This is a genomic window from Blautia sp. CAG:237 (assembly GCF_000436615.1).
GTDB classification, from domain to species: Bacteria; Bacillota; Clostridia; order Lachnospirales; family Lachnospiraceae; genus Blautia_A; species Blautia_A intestinihominis.
In genome coordinates this window covers 33,652-50,430 of record NZ_FR886753.1, presented here as the reverse complement: position 1 = coordinate 50,430, position 16,779 = coordinate 33,652, and the positions used below count along the sequence as shown (strand labels likewise).

Annotated in this window: 14 protein-coding genes and 2 tRNA genes; 2 read left to right on the top strand and 14 right to left on the bottom strand. The window is 46.9% G+C overall.

The annotated features are described in order from the left end of the window. Window positions 1-141: 141 nt before the first annotated feature. From QZL69_RS10375 to tsaE, 8 genes are all read right to left on the bottom strand, one after another. A tRNA-Ser gene (locus QZL69_RS10375) sits at window positions 142-231 on the bottom strand. 125 nt (window positions 232-356) lie between these two features. Beyond that, window positions 357-442, bottom strand: a tRNA-Ser gene (locus QZL69_RS10370). An 86-nt stretch (window positions 443-528) separates the two neighbouring features. After that, window positions 529-1,236 carry a 2-C-methyl-D-erythritol 4-phosphate cytidylyltransferase gene (gene ispD, locus QZL69_RS10365; RefSeq protein ID WP_022215139.1) on the bottom strand — a complete coding sequence of 236 codons (708 nt, stop codon included), beginning with the start codon at window positions 1,234-1,236 and terminating at the stop codon, window positions 529-531. Between the two features lie 44 nt (window positions 1,237-1,280). After that, window positions 1,281-2,300: a tRNA (adenosine(37)-N6)-threonylcarbamoyltransferase complex transferase subunit TsaD gene (gene tsaD / locus QZL69_RS10360; RefSeq protein WP_022215138.1), complete on the bottom strand. Its 1,020-nt coding sequence runs from the start codon at window positions 2,298-2,300 to the stop codon at window positions 1,281-1,283. A gap of 12 nt (window positions 2,301-2,312) precedes the next feature. Continuing rightward, window positions 2,313-3,224, bottom strand: a complete 912-nt coding sequence (locus QZL69_RS10355; RefSeq protein ID WP_022215137.1) for a ribonuclease Z — start codon at window positions 3,222-3,224, stop codon at window positions 2,313-2,315. Window positions 3,225-3,246: 22 nt separating this feature from the next. Continuing rightward, the gene (gene rimI, locus QZL69_RS10350) at window positions 3,247-3,681 is read right to left on the bottom strand and encodes a ribosomal protein S18-alanine N-acetyltransferase (RefSeq protein ID WP_022215136.1); all 435 of its coding nucleotides are present in this window, start codon (window positions 3,679-3,681) and stop codon (window positions 3,247-3,249) included. Beyond that, window positions 3,678-4,394 carry a tRNA (adenosine(37)-N6)-threonylcarbamoyltransferase complex dimerization subunit type 1 TsaB gene (gene tsaB / locus QZL69_RS10345; protein WP_022215135.1) on the bottom strand — a complete coding sequence of 239 codons (717 nt, stop codon included), beginning with the start codon at window positions 4,392-4,394 and terminating at the stop codon, window positions 3,678-3,680. Before tsaB ends, rimI begins: the two co-directional genes overlap by 4 nt. Before the next feature lie 17 nt (window positions 4,395-4,411). After that, window positions 4,412-4,843 carry a tRNA (adenosine(37)-N6)-threonylcarbamoyltransferase complex ATPase subunit type 1 TsaE gene (gene tsaE, locus QZL69_RS10340; protein ID WP_173905857.1) on the bottom strand — a complete coding sequence of 144 codons (432 nt, stop codon included), beginning with the start codon at window positions 4,841-4,843 and terminating at the stop codon, window positions 4,412-4,414. A 94-nt stretch (window positions 4,844-4,937) separates the two neighbouring features. Here tsaE and QZL69_RS10335 point away from each other — a divergent pair, with 94 nt between their 5' ends. Further along, entirely contained in the window at window positions 4,938-5,462 is a 525-nt protein-coding gene (locus QZL69_RS10335; protein WP_022215133.1) for a peptidylprolyl isomerase, read from the top strand. A gap of 89 nt (window positions 5,463-5,551) precedes the next feature. Here QZL69_RS10335 and QZL69_RS10330 read toward each other — a convergent pair whose 3' ends face one another. The 6 genes from QZL69_RS10330 to ftsH form a co-directional block, all read right to left on the bottom strand. Then, window positions 5,552-6,205, bottom strand: coding sequence for a YigZ family protein (locus tag QZL69_RS10330; RefSeq protein ID WP_022215132.1), 654 nt, complete (start codon window positions 6,203-6,205; stop codon window positions 5,552-5,554). Window positions 6,206-6,286: 81 nt separating this feature from the next. After that, entirely contained in the window at window positions 6,287-8,947 is a 2,661-nt protein-coding gene (locus QZL69_RS10325; protein ID WP_022215131.1) for a transglycosylase domain-containing protein, read from the bottom strand. A gap of 189 nt (window positions 8,948-9,136) precedes the next feature. Beyond that, window positions 9,137-10,072 (bottom strand): ROK family glucokinase, encoded by a 936-nt coding sequence (locus QZL69_RS10320; RefSeq protein WP_022215130.1) that lies wholly within the window; start codon window positions 10,070-10,072, stop codon window positions 9,137-9,139. Between the two features lie 23 nt (window positions 10,073-10,095). Further along, window positions 10,096-11,028, bottom strand: a complete 933-nt coding sequence (gene hprK, locus QZL69_RS10315) for an HPr(Ser) kinase/phosphatase (protein ID WP_022215129.1) — start codon at window positions 11,026-11,028, stop codon at window positions 10,096-10,098. A gap of 43 nt (window positions 11,029-11,071) precedes the next feature. Continuing rightward, on the bottom strand, window positions 11,072-12,940 hold the full coding sequence (gene uvrC, locus QZL69_RS10310) for an excinuclease ABC subunit UvrC (protein WP_022215128.1): 1,869 nt from the start codon (window positions 12,938-12,940) through the stop codon (window positions 11,072-11,074). A 15-nt stretch (window positions 12,941-12,955) separates the two neighbouring features. Next, window positions 12,956-15,070, bottom strand: coding sequence for an ATP-dependent zinc metalloprotease FtsH (gene ftsH / locus QZL69_RS10305; RefSeq protein WP_022215127.1), 2,115 nt, complete (start codon window positions 15,068-15,070; stop codon window positions 12,956-12,958). Between the two features lie 183 nt (window positions 15,071-15,253). Between ftsH and QZL69_RS10300 the strand changes: the two genes are divergently transcribed. Continuing rightward, window positions 15,254-16,732 (top strand): DUF1846 domain-containing protein, encoded by a 1,479-nt coding sequence (locus tag QZL69_RS10300; RefSeq protein WP_022215126.1) that lies wholly within the window; start codon window positions 15,254-15,256, stop codon window positions 16,730-16,732. Window positions 16,733-16,779 lie beyond the last annotated feature (47 nt).

The window sequence follows — 16,779 nt, the reverse complement described above, 5'->3', positions numbered from 1 at the left end:
ATCGTATGTGTTTCACTGTTTAGTTATCAAGGTTCTTTACTTGCCGCCTTGCGACAGCTCGTTTATTTTATCTCATTCTCAACTATTTGTCAAGAACTTTTTTAACTTTTTTCAAAACTTTTTATCCAAGAAGTTTCGAAACGGAGAAGGAGGGATTTGAACCCTCGCGCCGCTATTAACGACCTACTCCCTTTCCAGGGGAGCCCCTTCGGCCAGCTTGGGTACTTCTCCAAATTGCCCTACGCAATCGCTTTGGTTTATTTCTTTACCAGAAGCGTTTTATATTATATCGCGTTGTTTTTCTTTTGTCAAGAACTTTTTCGACTTTTTTCAAAATCTTTTTTATTCTTAACAAGCGGAGAGAGTGGGATTCGAACCCACGCGCCCTTGCGGACAAACGGTTTTCAAGACCGCCTCGTTATGACCACTTCGATATCTCTCCGTATTCACTTTTCAGTGTTTTTTGCGCTTCTCTGTCAGCGCAAGACATATTCTATCATCGAACTTCGCACATGTCAACACCTAAATTTACATTTTTTTATATTTTTTCAAAAAAGTTTCTGCAACATCAAGATCTTCTGGTGTTGTGATCTTGATATTCTGGTAGGAGCCTTCTACCAGGCGGATCTTGGTGCCTTTTTCCTGCTCTACTACCATGGCATCATCGGTGACTCCTGACATGTCTTTTGCACGCAGGCTCTCATGGGCGGATCTGATCAGGGGATATGCAAAGATTTGTGGTGTCTGAATAGACCACACCTGGCTGCGGTCCGGTGTAGACTGGATAAATCCATCCTTATCTGCGATCTTGATGGTATCTTTGGATGGCATGCCGACTGCACAGGCGCCTGTCTCCTGCACTCCAAAGATACCTCTCTCCAGGATTTCTTCTGTTATGAACGGTCTTGCCCCGTCGTGTATAAATACATAATCGCAGTCTTCGCAGGCAAGAAGCCCCTGATATACAGAATCATATCGCTCCTTGCCGCCTGCGATCACTTTGGTTACTTTTGTAAAATGATAGCGTTCTACGATTTCTCTTTTACAATAGGAAATCATTTCTTCTCCTGTTACCAGAATAATTTCCTGGATCAGAGGACTTTTCTGAAAACATTCCAGTGAATAGTACAGAACCGGGCGGTGATCGATCTCCAGAAACTGCTTCTGGATCTTACTGTGCATTCTTTTGCCCTGTCCTGCTGCCAGAACGATCGCTGTATTTCTCTCCTGCTTCATAATAAGCCCTCCATCAAATCTTTCTTAATAAAGTAAAAAGGATTTTATCTCTCACCTAATCTGAGGTTCGGAACTGCATTCAGATCCCAGCCATGACGGGTTCCCTTTTTAAATTCGTAATAAGCTGCCACTCCGATCATTGCCGCATTATCTGTACAGAAGATCGGTGACGGACGATAGAATTTGTATCCGTGTTTCTGGCATGCTTCTTCCATCGCTGCCCGAAGTGTTCCGTTGGATGCAACTCCACCTGCGATTGCTACTTTGTCCATATGATAATCCTTTGCTGCCTGCATGGTATGTTCTACAAGCACATCTACGACAGCTTTCTGGAAAGAAGCTGCAAAATCTGCGCGGTTTACATCTTCTCCTTTCATCTGAGCCTGGTTCAGATAGTTCAGGACTGCTGATTTGACACCGCTGAAGCTGAAGTCATATGGGCAGTCTCCGATCTTGGCCTTCGGGAATACGATGGCATTCGGATTTCCTTCTTTGGATAATTTGTCGATCTTTGGTCCACCCGGATATCCCAGTCCGATCGCACGTGCTACTTTGTCAAATGCCTCGCCGGCTGCATCGTCCCTTGTACGTCCAAGGATCTCGAATTCCCCATAATCCTTGACAATAACAAGATGTGTATGACCGCCGGAAACGATCAGGCACAAAAATGGCGGTTCCAGATCAGGATGCTCTATATAGTTTGCAGAAACATGTCCTTCGATATGATGCACTCCTACCAGTGGAAGTTTCCTGGCATAGGCAATGGCTTTTGCCTCTGCTACGCCCACAAGAAGCGCTCCTACAAGCCCTGGTCCGTAAGTTACACCGATCGCGTCCAGATCGTCCAGAGTAACGTCAGCTTCTTTGAGAGCCTCCTCGATGACCTGGTTTACTTTCTCGATATGTTTACGGGAAGCGATCTCCGGGACAACTCCTCCGTATAATTTGTGAAGTTCGATCTGTGATGAGATCACGTTGGATAAAATCGTCCGGCCGTTTTTTACTACGGAAGCGGCGGTCTCATCGCAGGAACTTTCGATTGCCAAAATTAATGTATCTTCCATATTCAGACACCTCTAGTCTTCTTCAAAATTTAATTCTACACTTTTGCCATCCCTGCCCGGGTATGAATTCGGAAAGATCTCTCTTACTTTATCCATATATTCGTCCGGCCGGATCAGTGACGGGCTGAAATGCGTCAGCCACATTTCTCCTACCTCTGCATCCCTGGCAAGTGTCGCTGCCTCGCGGAACATCATATGCTTGTAGCCCTTGGCCTTCTCAAGCTTCTCTTCCTCGGCATACATTCCCTCGCAGATAAAAAGATCTGAGCCTTTTGCGTTGCGCAGGATAGACTCTGTCGGTCTGGTATCTGTGGTATAGGTAACTTTAATCCCCTTACGGTCTGGTCCGAGCACCATGTCCGGCGTATATACAACACCGTCTGCTTCTATGGTCTGTCCCTTCTGCAGAGGATTCCAGTATTTCAGCGGGATCTCCTGTTCCTTCGCGCGTTCCGGTGAAAATTTGCCCTGGCGCAGAATCTCAAGTGTGTATCCATAACAGATCACGTTGTGGTTCACTCTGAATGCAGTGATCCTGTATCCATTGATCTCAATGACTTCTTCTGGTTTGGTGATCTCGATAAACCGGATCTCAAACGGAAGTTCCGGTGCGATCACCCGTAATGCATTTACGACCCGCTCCAGTCCTTTCGGACCGATCAGTGTAAGTGGTTCTGTCCTGTCTGCATTGCCCATGGTAAGGAGCAGTCCCGGAAGTCCGCTGATATGATCTCCGTGGTAATGGGTAAAGCAGATCACATCGACCGGTTTGAAACTCCAGCCTTTTTCCTTGACTGCCACCTGTGTTCCCTCGCCGCAGTCGATCATCAGGCTGCTTCCGTTATATCTTGTCATAAGGGCAGTCAGCCAGCGTCTTGGAAGCGGCATCATCCCTCCGGTTCCAAGTAAACAAACATCTAACATATTTTTCCTCTTTTTCTAATTCTCATTGTTTCTTTGTCATAAGAACCGCATTTTCCAGCGGATCGGTATAATAATTTTTGCGAAGTCCATCCTCGACAAATCCCAGTCTCTGATAAAGTCTGCGGGCAGTTCCGTTGCTTTCTCTGACTTCAAGATGAACCAGGCTGATTCCCTGTGCCTGTGCAAGCATCAGCATGCTGTCTACCAGAAAATAGCCGATTCCTTCTTTCTGGCGGTCACTGCGTACTGCCACGTTGAGGATATCACCCTCGTCCAACACTGTCTGCATGCTGCAGTAACCAAGGATCCTGCCCTTTTCTTCTACTACGAAGAACATGGTGTCCTCTCTTGTCAGGAAAGTGAACATTCCCTCCTTTGTCCATGGCATGGCAAAAAGATCTGTCTCGATCTCCATGACCTGATCCAGATCTTCGATCAGCATCTCCCGGAAAGTCATGACTGCTGCTCCTTTTTCTCTCGTTCCGCACGTTCGCGTTCTGCCTGAGAAACACGCAGGTAGTCCGGAATGTGCTCCATTGCTGTCTGTATCTTACCTTCTTTGTAATAAACAAGTCCAAGTGCTGCGACTGCTGCTGCTCTCTGCTTATTTACGTGTGCCGGTGCAAATGTGTACGGCACAGTCAGTTTCTCTGCGATCAGGTCCTTGAAAACCGGTACGCCGTCGCCCAGGAAGGTCACCGGCTGCTGGTATGCATTCAGCTTCGTGATCATTTCTTCCATCGGCACTGCCATCTGGTCTTCTACTGTCACAAGTCTGTGATCCTCGAAACGATAGATTCCTGTGTAGACCTGTTTTCTTCTTGCATCCATGATCGGGCAGATCAGTCCCTGTGTATCATACAGATTGTATGCAAGTCCCTCTACTGTCGGCACTGCCACAAGCGGTTTCTTAAGTGCAAGTCCAAGTCCCTTGGCAGTTGCGGAACCGATACGGAGTCCTGTAAAAGATCCCGGTCCTGCTGCGACTGCGATCGCGTCGATCGTATTCAGATCAAGCTCTGTCATCTTTGCGATCTCATCCAGCATCGGAAGCAGTGTCTGTGAATGTGTTTTTTTGTAATTTACGGTGTATTCTGCTACGAGAATATCATCCTCTACAACAGCTACGGAAGCTACGATTCCTGAGCTGTCAAGACCTAAAATTTTCATTTTTTTCTCCTCAATTATTATAATTCCAGTCCCTCGATCGTGATACGTCTGTAATCAAATCCTCTGGAAAGATCTTTCTCGATGGTTATGGAAATCCTGTTTTCCGGCAGGATCTCCTTGATCAGCTCTGCCCACTCGATCAGGCAGATACCCTCTCCAAAGAAATAATCATCATATCCGATCTCTTCCATTTCCTCTATATCGCCGATCCTGTATACATCAAAATGATAAAAAGGAAGTCTGCCTTCCTCGTATACCTGTACGATCGTAAATGTAGGGCTGTTCACCGGCTCAGTGATTCCAAGTCCTGATGCAACCCCCTGTGTAAAAACAGTCTTGCCAACGCCCAGATCACCGGTCAGTGTATAGACCTGTCCGGGAGTGGCAGCTCTGCCGATTTTTTGTCCGAGGGCAAAAGTTTCCTCCGGATTTTCTGTCTCTATTATCACGCAAATCACCTTTTTCCTTGCAGAATTGTTCTTTGCATATTATAATAGAGCCCACAAAGAAAAACAATACTTTTTGCAAAAGGAGATTATCATTATGGCAAATAAAAACCCGATCGTAACCATTACTATGAAAAACGGCGATGTAATGAAAGCAGAATTATATCCGGAAGTTGCTCCAAACACAGTCAACAACTTCATAAGCCTTGTAAAGAAAGGATTCTATGACGGACTGATCTTCCACCGTGTCATCAACGGTTTCATGATCCAGGGCGGATGCCCGGAAGGAACCGGAATGGGCGGTCCGGGATACAGCATCAAGGGCGAATTTGCACAGAACGGTGTTGCAAATGATCTGGCTCATACCCCAGGTGTTCTTTCCATGGCAAGAGCTATGCATCCAAACTCAGGCGGAAGCCAGTTCTTCATCATGCACAAAGCTGCTCCGCATCTTGACGGAAGCTATGCTGCATTCGGCAAAGTGATCGAGGGCATGGATGTTGTCAACAAAATCGCTGAGACTGAGACAGACTTCAGAGACCGTCCGCTTGACGACCAGGAGATCAAGTCTATGACTGTTGATACTTTTGGCGTAGATTATCCGGAACCGGAGAAATGCTGATCTGAATAGGCAAAAAAGCTGAACGTTGTTTTGCACATGCGTTCAGCTTTTTTTGTATTTCAATTTCAAAATAATCGTTCTTTCGATCGTCAGTCCTCAAACGTAAGAACTTCTCCATTTACTTTTGCAAAGTACAATTCTTTTTCTTTTTCCATTCCTGCTCTGCCGTTTGTGCCTTCTGTGATGGCTTTCTGCACAGCTTCTGTTTCTGCGTCAGGAACAAGAAGTTTCAGAACAACTTTGTCCGTATATTCGCTGTCGAGGATCGGGATCTGACGTTCTCCTGCGATGTACTGGATCTTGCCAATTCCTGTGTAATCTGTTGTAACCTTGAGAGAAATGCCTTTTTTCTTCTCGATCACAAGGCTTCCTGCAAGTCCTTCCTGCACGGCTTTGGAGTAAGCTCTGACAAGCCCGCCGGTTCCGAGGAGCACTCCTCCGAAATACCGCGTCACAACTACTGCAACATTATAGATATCTTCGCCCAGGATCACATCCAGCATCGGCCGGCCTGCTGTGCCGGATGGCTCTCCATCATCACTGCAGCGGGTAAATTCTCGGTTCTTCCCGATTGAATATGCATAACAGTTATGTCTGGCATCCCAGTATTTCTTACGCATCTCTTCCAGAAATGCCAGAGCTTCCTCCTCATTCTTAACCGGGCGCACCGTTGCTATGAAGCGGGATTTCTTCTCGACGATCTCCCCGGTACCGCCCTCCAGTACTGTTTTGTATTGTTCCATTCTCATCCTCCCTGCCTGTACAACACAGGCTGCGACCATCCTGTGCCAGATGATTGCAGCCTGCTGCTGTTTCATACTTTATTATTCTTCGGCATCTCCACCTGAAGAATCTCCACCATCATCGCCTCCGGTGTTATCTCCATTATCACCACCGTTATCTCCGCCGCCGTCTCCGCCGGTATTGTCTCCGGTATTATCGGTGTTATCTCCCGTGTTGTCTCCGGTATTGTCTCCAGTGTTATCGCCTGTATTATCCCCGGTATTATCTCCGGTATTATCTCCGGTATTATCGTCCGTATTATCTGTCTGTGTACCATCAGAATTATATATTCCCTCTTCTGTGGTGTGTTCCGTCATATCAGAATTATCATAATCAGAATATCCATAGAAATGCTGGTCGCACTCATCCGTTGGAACATCACCGATATCAAAGTACTCCGTTATAATCGGGCAGCCGGCTCGCGGAAGAAGCCCTGTCTCTGCGCAGACACTGAGTTTCTCTACACTTGCAGGCATATCGAAATCTTTGTCCGGAAGTCCCTCATGAATACGGGTCATGACTTTCTTCCAGAGATTCTTGTGGAAGTTTCTCGCATCCTCTGGAAGTTTCTCGTTATTGTCAAATCCAGACCATACTGCACAGGTATAATATGGTGTATATCCTACAAACCACAGGTCATTGTATGCATCTGTAGTACCAGTCTTACCTGCGACTGTCATATTATCAAGCTGGCACGCTGTACCTGTACCCTGTGTCACAACATCCTCCATTGCACTTGTAAGAAGCCATGCTGTACTTTCTTTGATAACAGAACGTCCGGCAGATGTTTTCTCGATCAGGACATTGCCATTATGATCCAGGATCTTGGTGTAATAAAGTGGTTCAATATAATTTCCACTGTTTGCGATTGCCGCGTAAGCTGCACACAGTTCTATGTTTGTGACACCATTTGTCAGACCACCGAGTGCCAGTGGGAGGTTTGCATCTGTCCATACTGTTCCATCAGCATCACGATCTGCTTCTGTGCCATGTGCCAGTGTTGTAAATCCAAAATTGTCCAGATACTGAAGTCCCAGTTCCGGTGTAACTTCCTCCAGGCATTTGACAGCAACAACGTTGATAGAATTCTGGATTGCCTTGCGGATCGTGGTTGTTCCATTATAACTTCTCGATGCATTGTTAACTGGTGAACCATCCGGATAATTATATGGTTCATCTTCAAAAGTAGTTGCCAGTGTCATGCCTTTCTCATTGAGAGCAGGTGCATACGTAGACAGGATCTTGAATGTAGATCCAGGCTGTCTGGTTGTATCCGTTGCACGGTTCAGCGTCAGACTTGCAGTCTTCTCTCCACGACCGCCGATGATCGCCTTGACATATCCTGTATGCTGGTCGATTACACTCATGGACGACTGTGGCTGAGGTGCAAAGCTTACACGCTCTGCTACAACCGTGCTTCCGTCTGCGAGAATACTTTCCTTATAACGGTCAACATAACTCTGACCTTCTTCCTGAGAGTCAAAGAGCAGGTCAAATTCCGGATCTTCATTCTGGAAGTAAAGCTCGAGCATTTCCTTGCTGTAGTTTACTTCTTCACCCTGAGGATTCTTGACAGTCAGTGCATAGTCCAGTGCATACTGTACATAATCCGGATAATTGGACGGATCTGCATATTCTTCATCAAGAATCTTCTGGATTGCAGAATCCTGTGTTGTATAAATGCTCAGACCACCGCTGTAGACAAGGTTCTGTGCCTGTGTTCTGGTATATCCCTTAATATTCATCAGGTCATTGATCACCTGATCGATCAGTTCATCCTCAAAATAACTGTAAACCGTATTCTCTGTCTCAGAATTCTCGATCTGGGCAGCCTGGATGCGTGAATACACGTCATCATTGAGCACTTCGTCATACTGTGCCTGTGTAATATAGCCCTGAGCGATCATGTGATCCAAAACTTCTTTACGTCTCTTGGCATTTTCCTCTGGATGTTCGATCGGGTTGAACTGTGTCGGGTTCTGTGTGATACCCGCCAGAGTTGCACTCTCTGAAAGGTTCAGATCCCAGACATCCTTATTAAAATACTTCCTTGCTGCTGCCTGTACACCATAAGTTCCTGCTCCAAGGTTAATGGTATTCAGATAGTTCTCAAGGATCACATCCTTATTGTTGATCTTCTTCTCAACTTCTACCGCAAGATACTGTTCCTGTATTTTACGTGTAAAACGTTCAAGCCAGGTAGACTCCTTGGTCCAGTTGGTAAATACATTGTTCTTGAGAAGCTGCTGAGTGATCGTACTTGCTCCCTCAGAAAGATTTCCTGAGGTGATATTTTTTACGAAAGCACGCAGGATTCCGCGCACGTCAATTCCATTATGCTCATAAAAACGCTCATCCTCTATCGCAACTACCGCATGCTGCAGATCCACCGGAATCTGGTCGATTGAGACAGGCAGACGGTTGGAACTGGGAGCCGTTAATTTACGAAGCTGATTTCCGTCACCATCATACAAAAAAGTCGCATATCCCAATGGTGAAATATCAATATCATTCACATCGGGAGCATTGTCTATAATTCCCCTGAAAGCTCCAATCCCGACACATCCCACGACCACACATATTGTGATCAGGACCGCAAACAGGACTCTGATAAAAGAAACATGTGCTCTCTTACCCATCATTGCGGTACGGGAAATCAGAGAATTCCGCTTCCTGGAGACTGATTTTTTTCCGTAATTCATGGTTTTCCTCCTTTATAGTCCGTACCATTATATCAAATAAAAAATCGTAAATAAAGCCCCCAATTAAAAACTTCACATTTTCTTTCAAAAACCTTGGTTTTTTGGGATTTTTTTCTAAAAAAAGGAAGAAATCTTCGTAAAAAGACTTCTTCCTCTCAGGTTCAGCTCAAAATATGTAATTTCTGATTATCAGAGTACCATCTTGGCAGCACCGTAGATACCTGCATCATTTCCAAGTGTTGCAAGAACGATCGGTGTCTCCTTGCAGGACGGGAATGCATATCTCTGATAGTATTTCTCGATGCAGTCGATAAGCGGCTGACCTGCCTTGGATACACCGCCGCCGATAACGATTGCTTCCGGATCAGCAACTGTAGCAAATCCTGCGATTGCTCCGCCGAGAAGGTCTCCAACATACTCCATAACACGGACTGCTACTGCATCTCCGGCTTTGAAAGCGTCCAGAACATCCTTTGCTGTGATATTCTGAAGTTCTCTTAAGGTACTGTCGTCATCGGAAGCTGCAAGCATTCTTCCAGCCACACGCACGATTCCTGTTGCGGAAGCATACTGTTCCAGGCAGCCATGATTTCCACAGTTGCATTTTTCGGCTTCGTCACGGACTACGAGTGCATGTCCGATCTCACCGCCTGCTCCGTGGGAACCTGCTACGATCTTGCCGTCAATGATGATTCCGCCGCCGACACCAGTTCCGAGAGTGACCATGATCACATTCTGAGAACCTGCCGCTGCACCTTTCCATGCTTCACCGAGTGCTGCTACGTTTGCATCGTTTCCTGCCTGAGCCTTAAGTCCTGTGAGGTCACTTAAGATCTGAGCTACCGGTGTGAATCCCCAGTAGAGGTTTACTGCACAGGCAGCTTCTCCTTTGGAGTTGATCGGTCCTGGAATTCCGATTCCAACACCTTCGATATCATCTTTGTCAATATTCTTTTCTGCGATCTTGGCTTTGATCGTCTCAGCAACGTCCGGAAGGATGTTCTCGCCTTTATTTTCAGTTCTGGTAGGGATCTCCCATTTCTCTAACAGTGTTCCGTCTGTGTTGAACAGACCGCATTTTACAGAAGTTCCGCCTACGTCGATTCCAAAACAATATGATTTCATTTTTCTCCACCTTTTCTTATTTTTTATTCTTCTCTCTTACGTGCAATGTTTGCCTGCACACGCTTGTAGAGTTCCTCAGCCGCATTGTAACCCATCTTCTTCTGTCTGTGGTTGACTGCGGCAGATTCTACGATAACAGCCAGGTTACGTCCTGGTCTGATCGGAAGGGAATGGCACACGATCTTGTTTCCAAGGTATTCGGTGTATTCTTCATGCAGACCGAGACGGTCATATTCTTTGTCGCGGTCCCACTCTTCCAGTTTGATGACAAGGTCTACAGACTGGGTATCCTTGACACTCTCAACACCGAACAGCGTTTTGACATCGATGATACCGATGCCTCGAAGCTCGATAAAATGCCTCGTGATGTCCGGCGCAGATCCGACCAGAGTGACGTCACTTACTTTACGAAGTTCTACAACATCATCACTTACCAGACGATGCCCACGCTTGATCAGCTCCAGTGCAGCCTCACTCTTGCCGATGCCGCTCTCTCCTGTGATCAGGATCCCCTCACCATAGACATCTACCAGAACTCCGTGGATGGAAATACATGGTGCAAGCTGTACGCCCAGCCAGCGGATGATCTCTGCCATCAGGCTTGAAGTTGTTCTTTCTGTCACAAATGTAGGAACATTATATTTAATTGCCATGTCGATCATATCCTGAGACGGCTTGGTCATGGTACTGAAAATAACACACGGAATCTTACTGGAAATGAATCGCTCGTATGTCATCATGCGTTTCTCATCACTGAGCTGCATCAGATATGTGTATTCTACATAACCGATGATCTGAACACGTTCATTGGCAAAATGCTCCAGATAACCAGTAAGCTGCAGTGCAGGACGGTTAATCTCTGCGGTTATGATCTTCTTGTCTGACAGGTCAATCTCAGGAGTCAGATTTGTAAGATTCAGCTCCTGCACCATCTTTGTCATCAATACACCCTTCATATTATGTGCTCTCCTTTAATGTTTATATATTTCAAGTGCCTTTTTATTTCTCATTTGCCGGATCATCTGGCCGATGAAAAAAATCATACACCTGTTTTGCACTTCCTGCATTCATGGACTCTGTCTGCGCCAGTTCTTCCTCAGAAGCATCCCGGATCGCCTCGATCGAGCGGAAACGGCGCATCAGAGCCTTTCTTCTGCGCTCTCCGATTCCCGGAATATCGTCCAGGATCGAGTGGACCTGTTCTTTACTTCTCAGAGAACGATGATACTCGATTGCGAAGCGGTGTGCCTCGTCCTGGATCCTGGTGATCAGGCGGAATCCCTCACTATTCGTATCAATTGGGATCTCTACATTATTATAATAAAGTCCTCTGGTACGGTGATAGTCATCCTTGACCATTCCGCAGACCGGAACATCAATGCCCAGTTTCTCAAGAACACCAAGCGCGATATTGACCTGTCCACGGCCTCCATCCATCAGAAGCAGATCCGGCATTCTCGCAAAGCTGTCGAACTCTCCATTGCTCTCGTGTGTAAAGCGCCTCGTCAGCACTTCTTCCATACTGGCATAATCGTTCGGACCCTGAACAGACTTGATCCGGAATTTGCGGTAATCGCTCCGCTTCGGCTTGCCCTTCTCATAGACTACCATGGAACCAACGGACTCAAAACCACTGATATTGGAGATATCGAACGCCTCCATACGGCTGATTCCTGTAAGTCCAAGCCATTCCTCTACCTCATGGACAGCTCCGATCGTTCTGCCTTCCTCCCTGCGGATGCGCTCACGGTCCTTCTCAAGGACCATACGGGCATTTTCCCAGGCAAGTTCTACCATTTTTTCCTTGGTACCTTTCTTAGGGATCACGATATGAACCTTCTGTTTCCGACGGGATGTGAGCCATTCCTCGATCACTTCTCTGTCTTCAATATCAGCCTGAAGCATGATCTCCCTCGGTATAAACGGTGTTCCCGCATAATACTGCTTGAGGAAGCTGGACAGAACCTGCGAACGGGTATCGCCTCTTGCAACTCTCAGATAAAAATGATCTCTGCCGATCATCCTGCCGCTTCGCATAAAGAAAACCTGGACAACGGCATCCTGTTCCCTGAGATCCAGACTCTCGTCCATCGCCACAGCAATGATGTCGCGGTCCTCTTCTCCGTAAGCAGTGATCTTCTGACGCTCTCCGATCTTGCGGATACTCTGGATCAGATCACGATATCCGGCAGCATCCTCGAATCGCATTTCTTCGGAAGCCGTCATCATCTTGTCTGTGAGTTCATCGATCGTATCCTGAAAATCGCCATTCAGAAAGCTGAGCACCTTCTGGATGTTTTCCCTGTATTGCTTCTGATCCACATGACCGGTACAGGGTCCGGTACACTGCTTCATATGGTAATACAGACATGGCCGGTCCTTACCGCAGTCGCGCGGAAGGTTCCTGCTGCAGGAGCGAACCTGGTACAGTTTGCGTACCAGCTCGATCACATCCTTGACCGCGCCGCCACTGGTATAAGGACCAAAATATCTGTTTTTGTCCTTCTTCATCTGCCTGGCAAACAGAACTCTGGGATATGCCTCCTGCACCGTGACCTTGATAAACGGATAGCTCTTGTCATCCTTGAGCATCGTATTATATTTCGGACGGTGCTCTTTGATAAGGTTGCTCTCCAGAACGAGTGCTTCCAGTTCAGAATCTGTAACAATATATTCGAATCTCGATATGTGGGTGACCATCTGCTCGATCTTGGCACCCTTGTTGCGGCTGCTCTGAAAATACTGCCGTACACGGTTGCGGAGACTGATCGCCTTGCCCACATAGATGATCGCATCCCGCTCGTCGTGCATAATATACACACCCGGTCTTGCGGGAAGCTTCTTTAATTCTTCTTCAATCTGAAACATATCGCGGCTCCTTTATTAAGCCTCTGTGCTGCTACCTTCTGATGTCTCTGATTCTGTTTTCTGGGACGGAATCTCTGCCGGTGTTTCTGGTGTCTCCTGATTCTCAGGGACTTCCGCTTCTGTCTCTGCCAGAGCTTCCTTGGAAAGATTTACCTTCGCAGGAGTATCCACTTCTGTCTCTGGCTGCTTTTCCTCGTCTTTCTTGTCAAAATCCGGAAGTTCGTCAAGGTTTTCCGGAATCTCAAGTCCTCTCTCGACTGCACGGAAGATCTTCATGAATTCCTTGCCAGTGATCGTCTCTCTGCGGATCAGATACTCAGCGATCTTGTCCAGTGCTTCTCTGTGTTCGTTCAGAAGTCTCTTGGCTTCCTCATAGGAATAATGAAGGAGCTGCATTACTTCGTGGTCGATCTCTGTCGCTGTGTCATCACCACAGTTAAGGACTGCACGACCGGAAAGATACTGGTTCTCCTGTGTTGCAAGTCCCATCAGACCAAATTTCTGTGACATACCATACTGGGTGATCATTGCACGGGCAACCTTGGTCGCCTGCTCGATATCATTGGCTGCACCTGTCGTTACAGTATCAAATACGATCTCCTCAGCCGCACGTCCTCCAAGGTATCCAACCAGCATAGCCTCGAGTTCCTTCTGGGTATTGAGATATTTCTCTTCCTCCGGAACCTGCATAACGTAACCGAGTGCTCCCATGGTACGCGGAACGATCGTGATCTTCTGCACCGGTTCTGCATCCTTCTGGAGAGCATTCACAAGTGCATGTCCTACTTCGTGGTAGGAAACGATACGTCTCTCCTGCACGCTTAAGATACGGTCTTTCTTCTCTTTGCCGACAAGGACAACCTCTACGGATTCCTGAAGATCCTTCTGTGAGACAGCCCTTCGGCCGTTCTTGACAGCAAGGATCGCAGCTTCGTTGATCATGTTGGCAAGGTCAGATCCGACTGCCCCGGAAGTAGCCAGTGCGATTGCATCCAGATCCACAGTTTCATCCAGCATGACATTCTTGGCATGGACCTTGAGGATCTCTACACGGCCCTTGAGATCCGGACGATCTACGATGATACGTCGGTCAAAACGTCCTGGCCTTAAAAGTGCCGGGTCAAGTACTTCCGGACGGTTGGTTGCCGCCAGGATCAGAAGGCCCTTGGAAGTATCAAAACCATCCATCTCTGCAAGGAGCTGGTTCAGTGTCTGCTCACGCTCGTCATTGCCGCCGCCATATCTGGAATCACGGCTCTTACCGATTGCATCGATCTCATCAATAAACACGATACACGGTGCATTCTTCTTGGCTTCCTCAAACAGATCTCTGACTCTGGAAGCTCCGACACCGACAAACATCTCGACAAATTCGGAACCGGAAAGTGAAAAGAACGGTACCTTTGCCTCTCCTGCAACGGCTTTCGCAAGAAGGGTCTTACCTGTTCCCGGAGGTCCTACGAGAATGGCTCCTTTCGGAAGTTTCGCACCGATCTGCGTGTATTTTCCCGGATTGTGCAGGAAATCAACAACCTCCTGAAGAGATTCCTTGGCTTCCTCCTGTCCTGCTACATCCTTAAAAAGAACACCTGTTTCCTTCTGAATGTAGGCTTTGGCACGGCTCTTGCCGACTCCCATGATGCCGCCGCCACTACCTTTGTTCATTCGCCGCATAAGATACATCAGCATAAAGAACAGCACTACCGTCGGAAGCAGCAGACTGATCATGGTAGATACAAACTCTCCCATCACATCAGGTTGTTCATATTTGAAAATAATTCCTTTGCCTTCCAGACGTTGCGTCAGTGCACTGGTATCCTCCATCTGGTTGACCTTATAGCTTTCTTTCTGATAAGATTTCTGAAGTTTTGGAACGACAGTCAGCACTCCGGACTGGAGTGTCACTTCTTTGATCTGATCTTTATCTACCATTTCGATAAATTTATCATATGTGATCTCACTGGATTTATCGCTCATCATATCTGTCACAAAACTCAGACAAACTAAACTGATCAGGAGACAGATCAAAAATCCAAGAATGGTCTGACGATTCTTGTTCGGTCCCTGATTTCCTGGGTTATTTCGGTTCGGACGCTTATCATCCGGACGCTTATCCATATGATCGTTCATTCTTTTCCTCCTCTTGTTATCTTCTATATTATAAAGAGATTTCCATTATAAATCAACTGAAAAACTGTGAATGTTTGTAGTAGTGGGATATTGCCTGTGAACAATAACTGTAGTATACTATCCACGTGATAGCTAGACCCAACTAATTACTATAGCTAACTGTGATGGAAAGGAAATCGACAAATGAAAATTGGATTTGATAATGAAAAGTATCTAACTATGCAGTCCGAACACATCCGCGACCGTATCAGCAAATTTGACAACAAGCTCTATCTGGAATTCGGCGGAAAGCTTTTTGATGATTACCATGCATCCCGTGTTCTTCCAGGATTTGAGCCGGACAGCAAGCTCCGCATGCTCATGCAACTCCGCGACCAGGCTGAGATTGTCATTGTCATCAGCGCCTCTGATATTGATAAGAACAAAATGCGCGGTGACCTCGGAATCACTTACGATGAGGATGTACTTCGTCTGATCGATGCTTTTACAGAGCGCGGTCTCTATGTAGGAAGTGTATGCATCACACGCTACGCCGGACAGGAAAGTGCTATTCTCTTTAAGAACCGCCTTGCAAAACTCGGCATCAAAGTTTACTTCCATTATAGTATTCCAGGATACCCGAGCAATATCCCGCTGATCGTGAGCGATGAAGGATATGGCAAAAATGAATATATCGAAACAACCAGACCTCTCGTAGTCATCACCGCACCAGGACCAGGAAGTGGAAAAATGGCAACCTGTCTTTCCCAGGTATACCATGAATACAAACGCGGCGTTGCTGCCGGCTATGCCAAATTCGAGACTTTCCCGATCTGGAACATTCCGCTCAAGCATCCGGTCAATCTGGCATACGAGGCTGCTACTGCAGACCTTAATGATGTCAACATGATCGACCCGTTCCATCTGGAAGCTTACGGTGAGACAACCGTCAACTACAACCGTGACGTAGAGATCTTCCCTGTTCTCCAGGCAATGTTTGAAAAGATCATGGGAGAATGCCCTTACAAATCCCCTACAGATATGGGTGTCAATATGGCCGGAAACTGCATCGTTGATGACGAAGTATGCTGTGAAGCTTCCCGCCAGGAGATCATCCGCCGTTACTATAAGAGCTGCGATGCCCTTCTCACAGGCGACGGTACTGAGGAAGAAGTACGCAAGATCGAACTTCTTCTGAAACAGGCTCACGCATCCCTCGATGACCGCAAAGTTGTTCCTGCCAGCCTTGCCAAAGAACAGGAGACCGGTGCACCGGCTGCTGCCCTTGAACTTCCTGACGAACGCATTATTTATGGAAAGACTTCCGACCTTCTCGGTGCTTCCTCTGCACTTCTTCTGAATGCACTCAAGGAACTCGCAGGCATCGACCATGAGCATCATGTGATCTCACCGGAGGCGATCCATCCGATCCAGGAACTCAAGACCAAATATCTCGGAAGCAAGAACCCGAGACTTCATACAGATGAAACCCTGATCGCACTTTCTGTCAGTGCCGCTGATAACCCGGAAGCACGTAAGGCTCTGGAACAGCTCCACACACTCAAGGGATGCCAGGCACATACTTCTGTCATGCTGTCATCCGTGGATATCTGGGAATTCCGCAAACTCGGCATTGAGCTGACCTGTGAACCGAAATTCGAAAAAGAAAAGAAATATCACTAAATCTCTTCAAAACAAAACACCCCGGCAGAACGCTGTGAATACGTTCT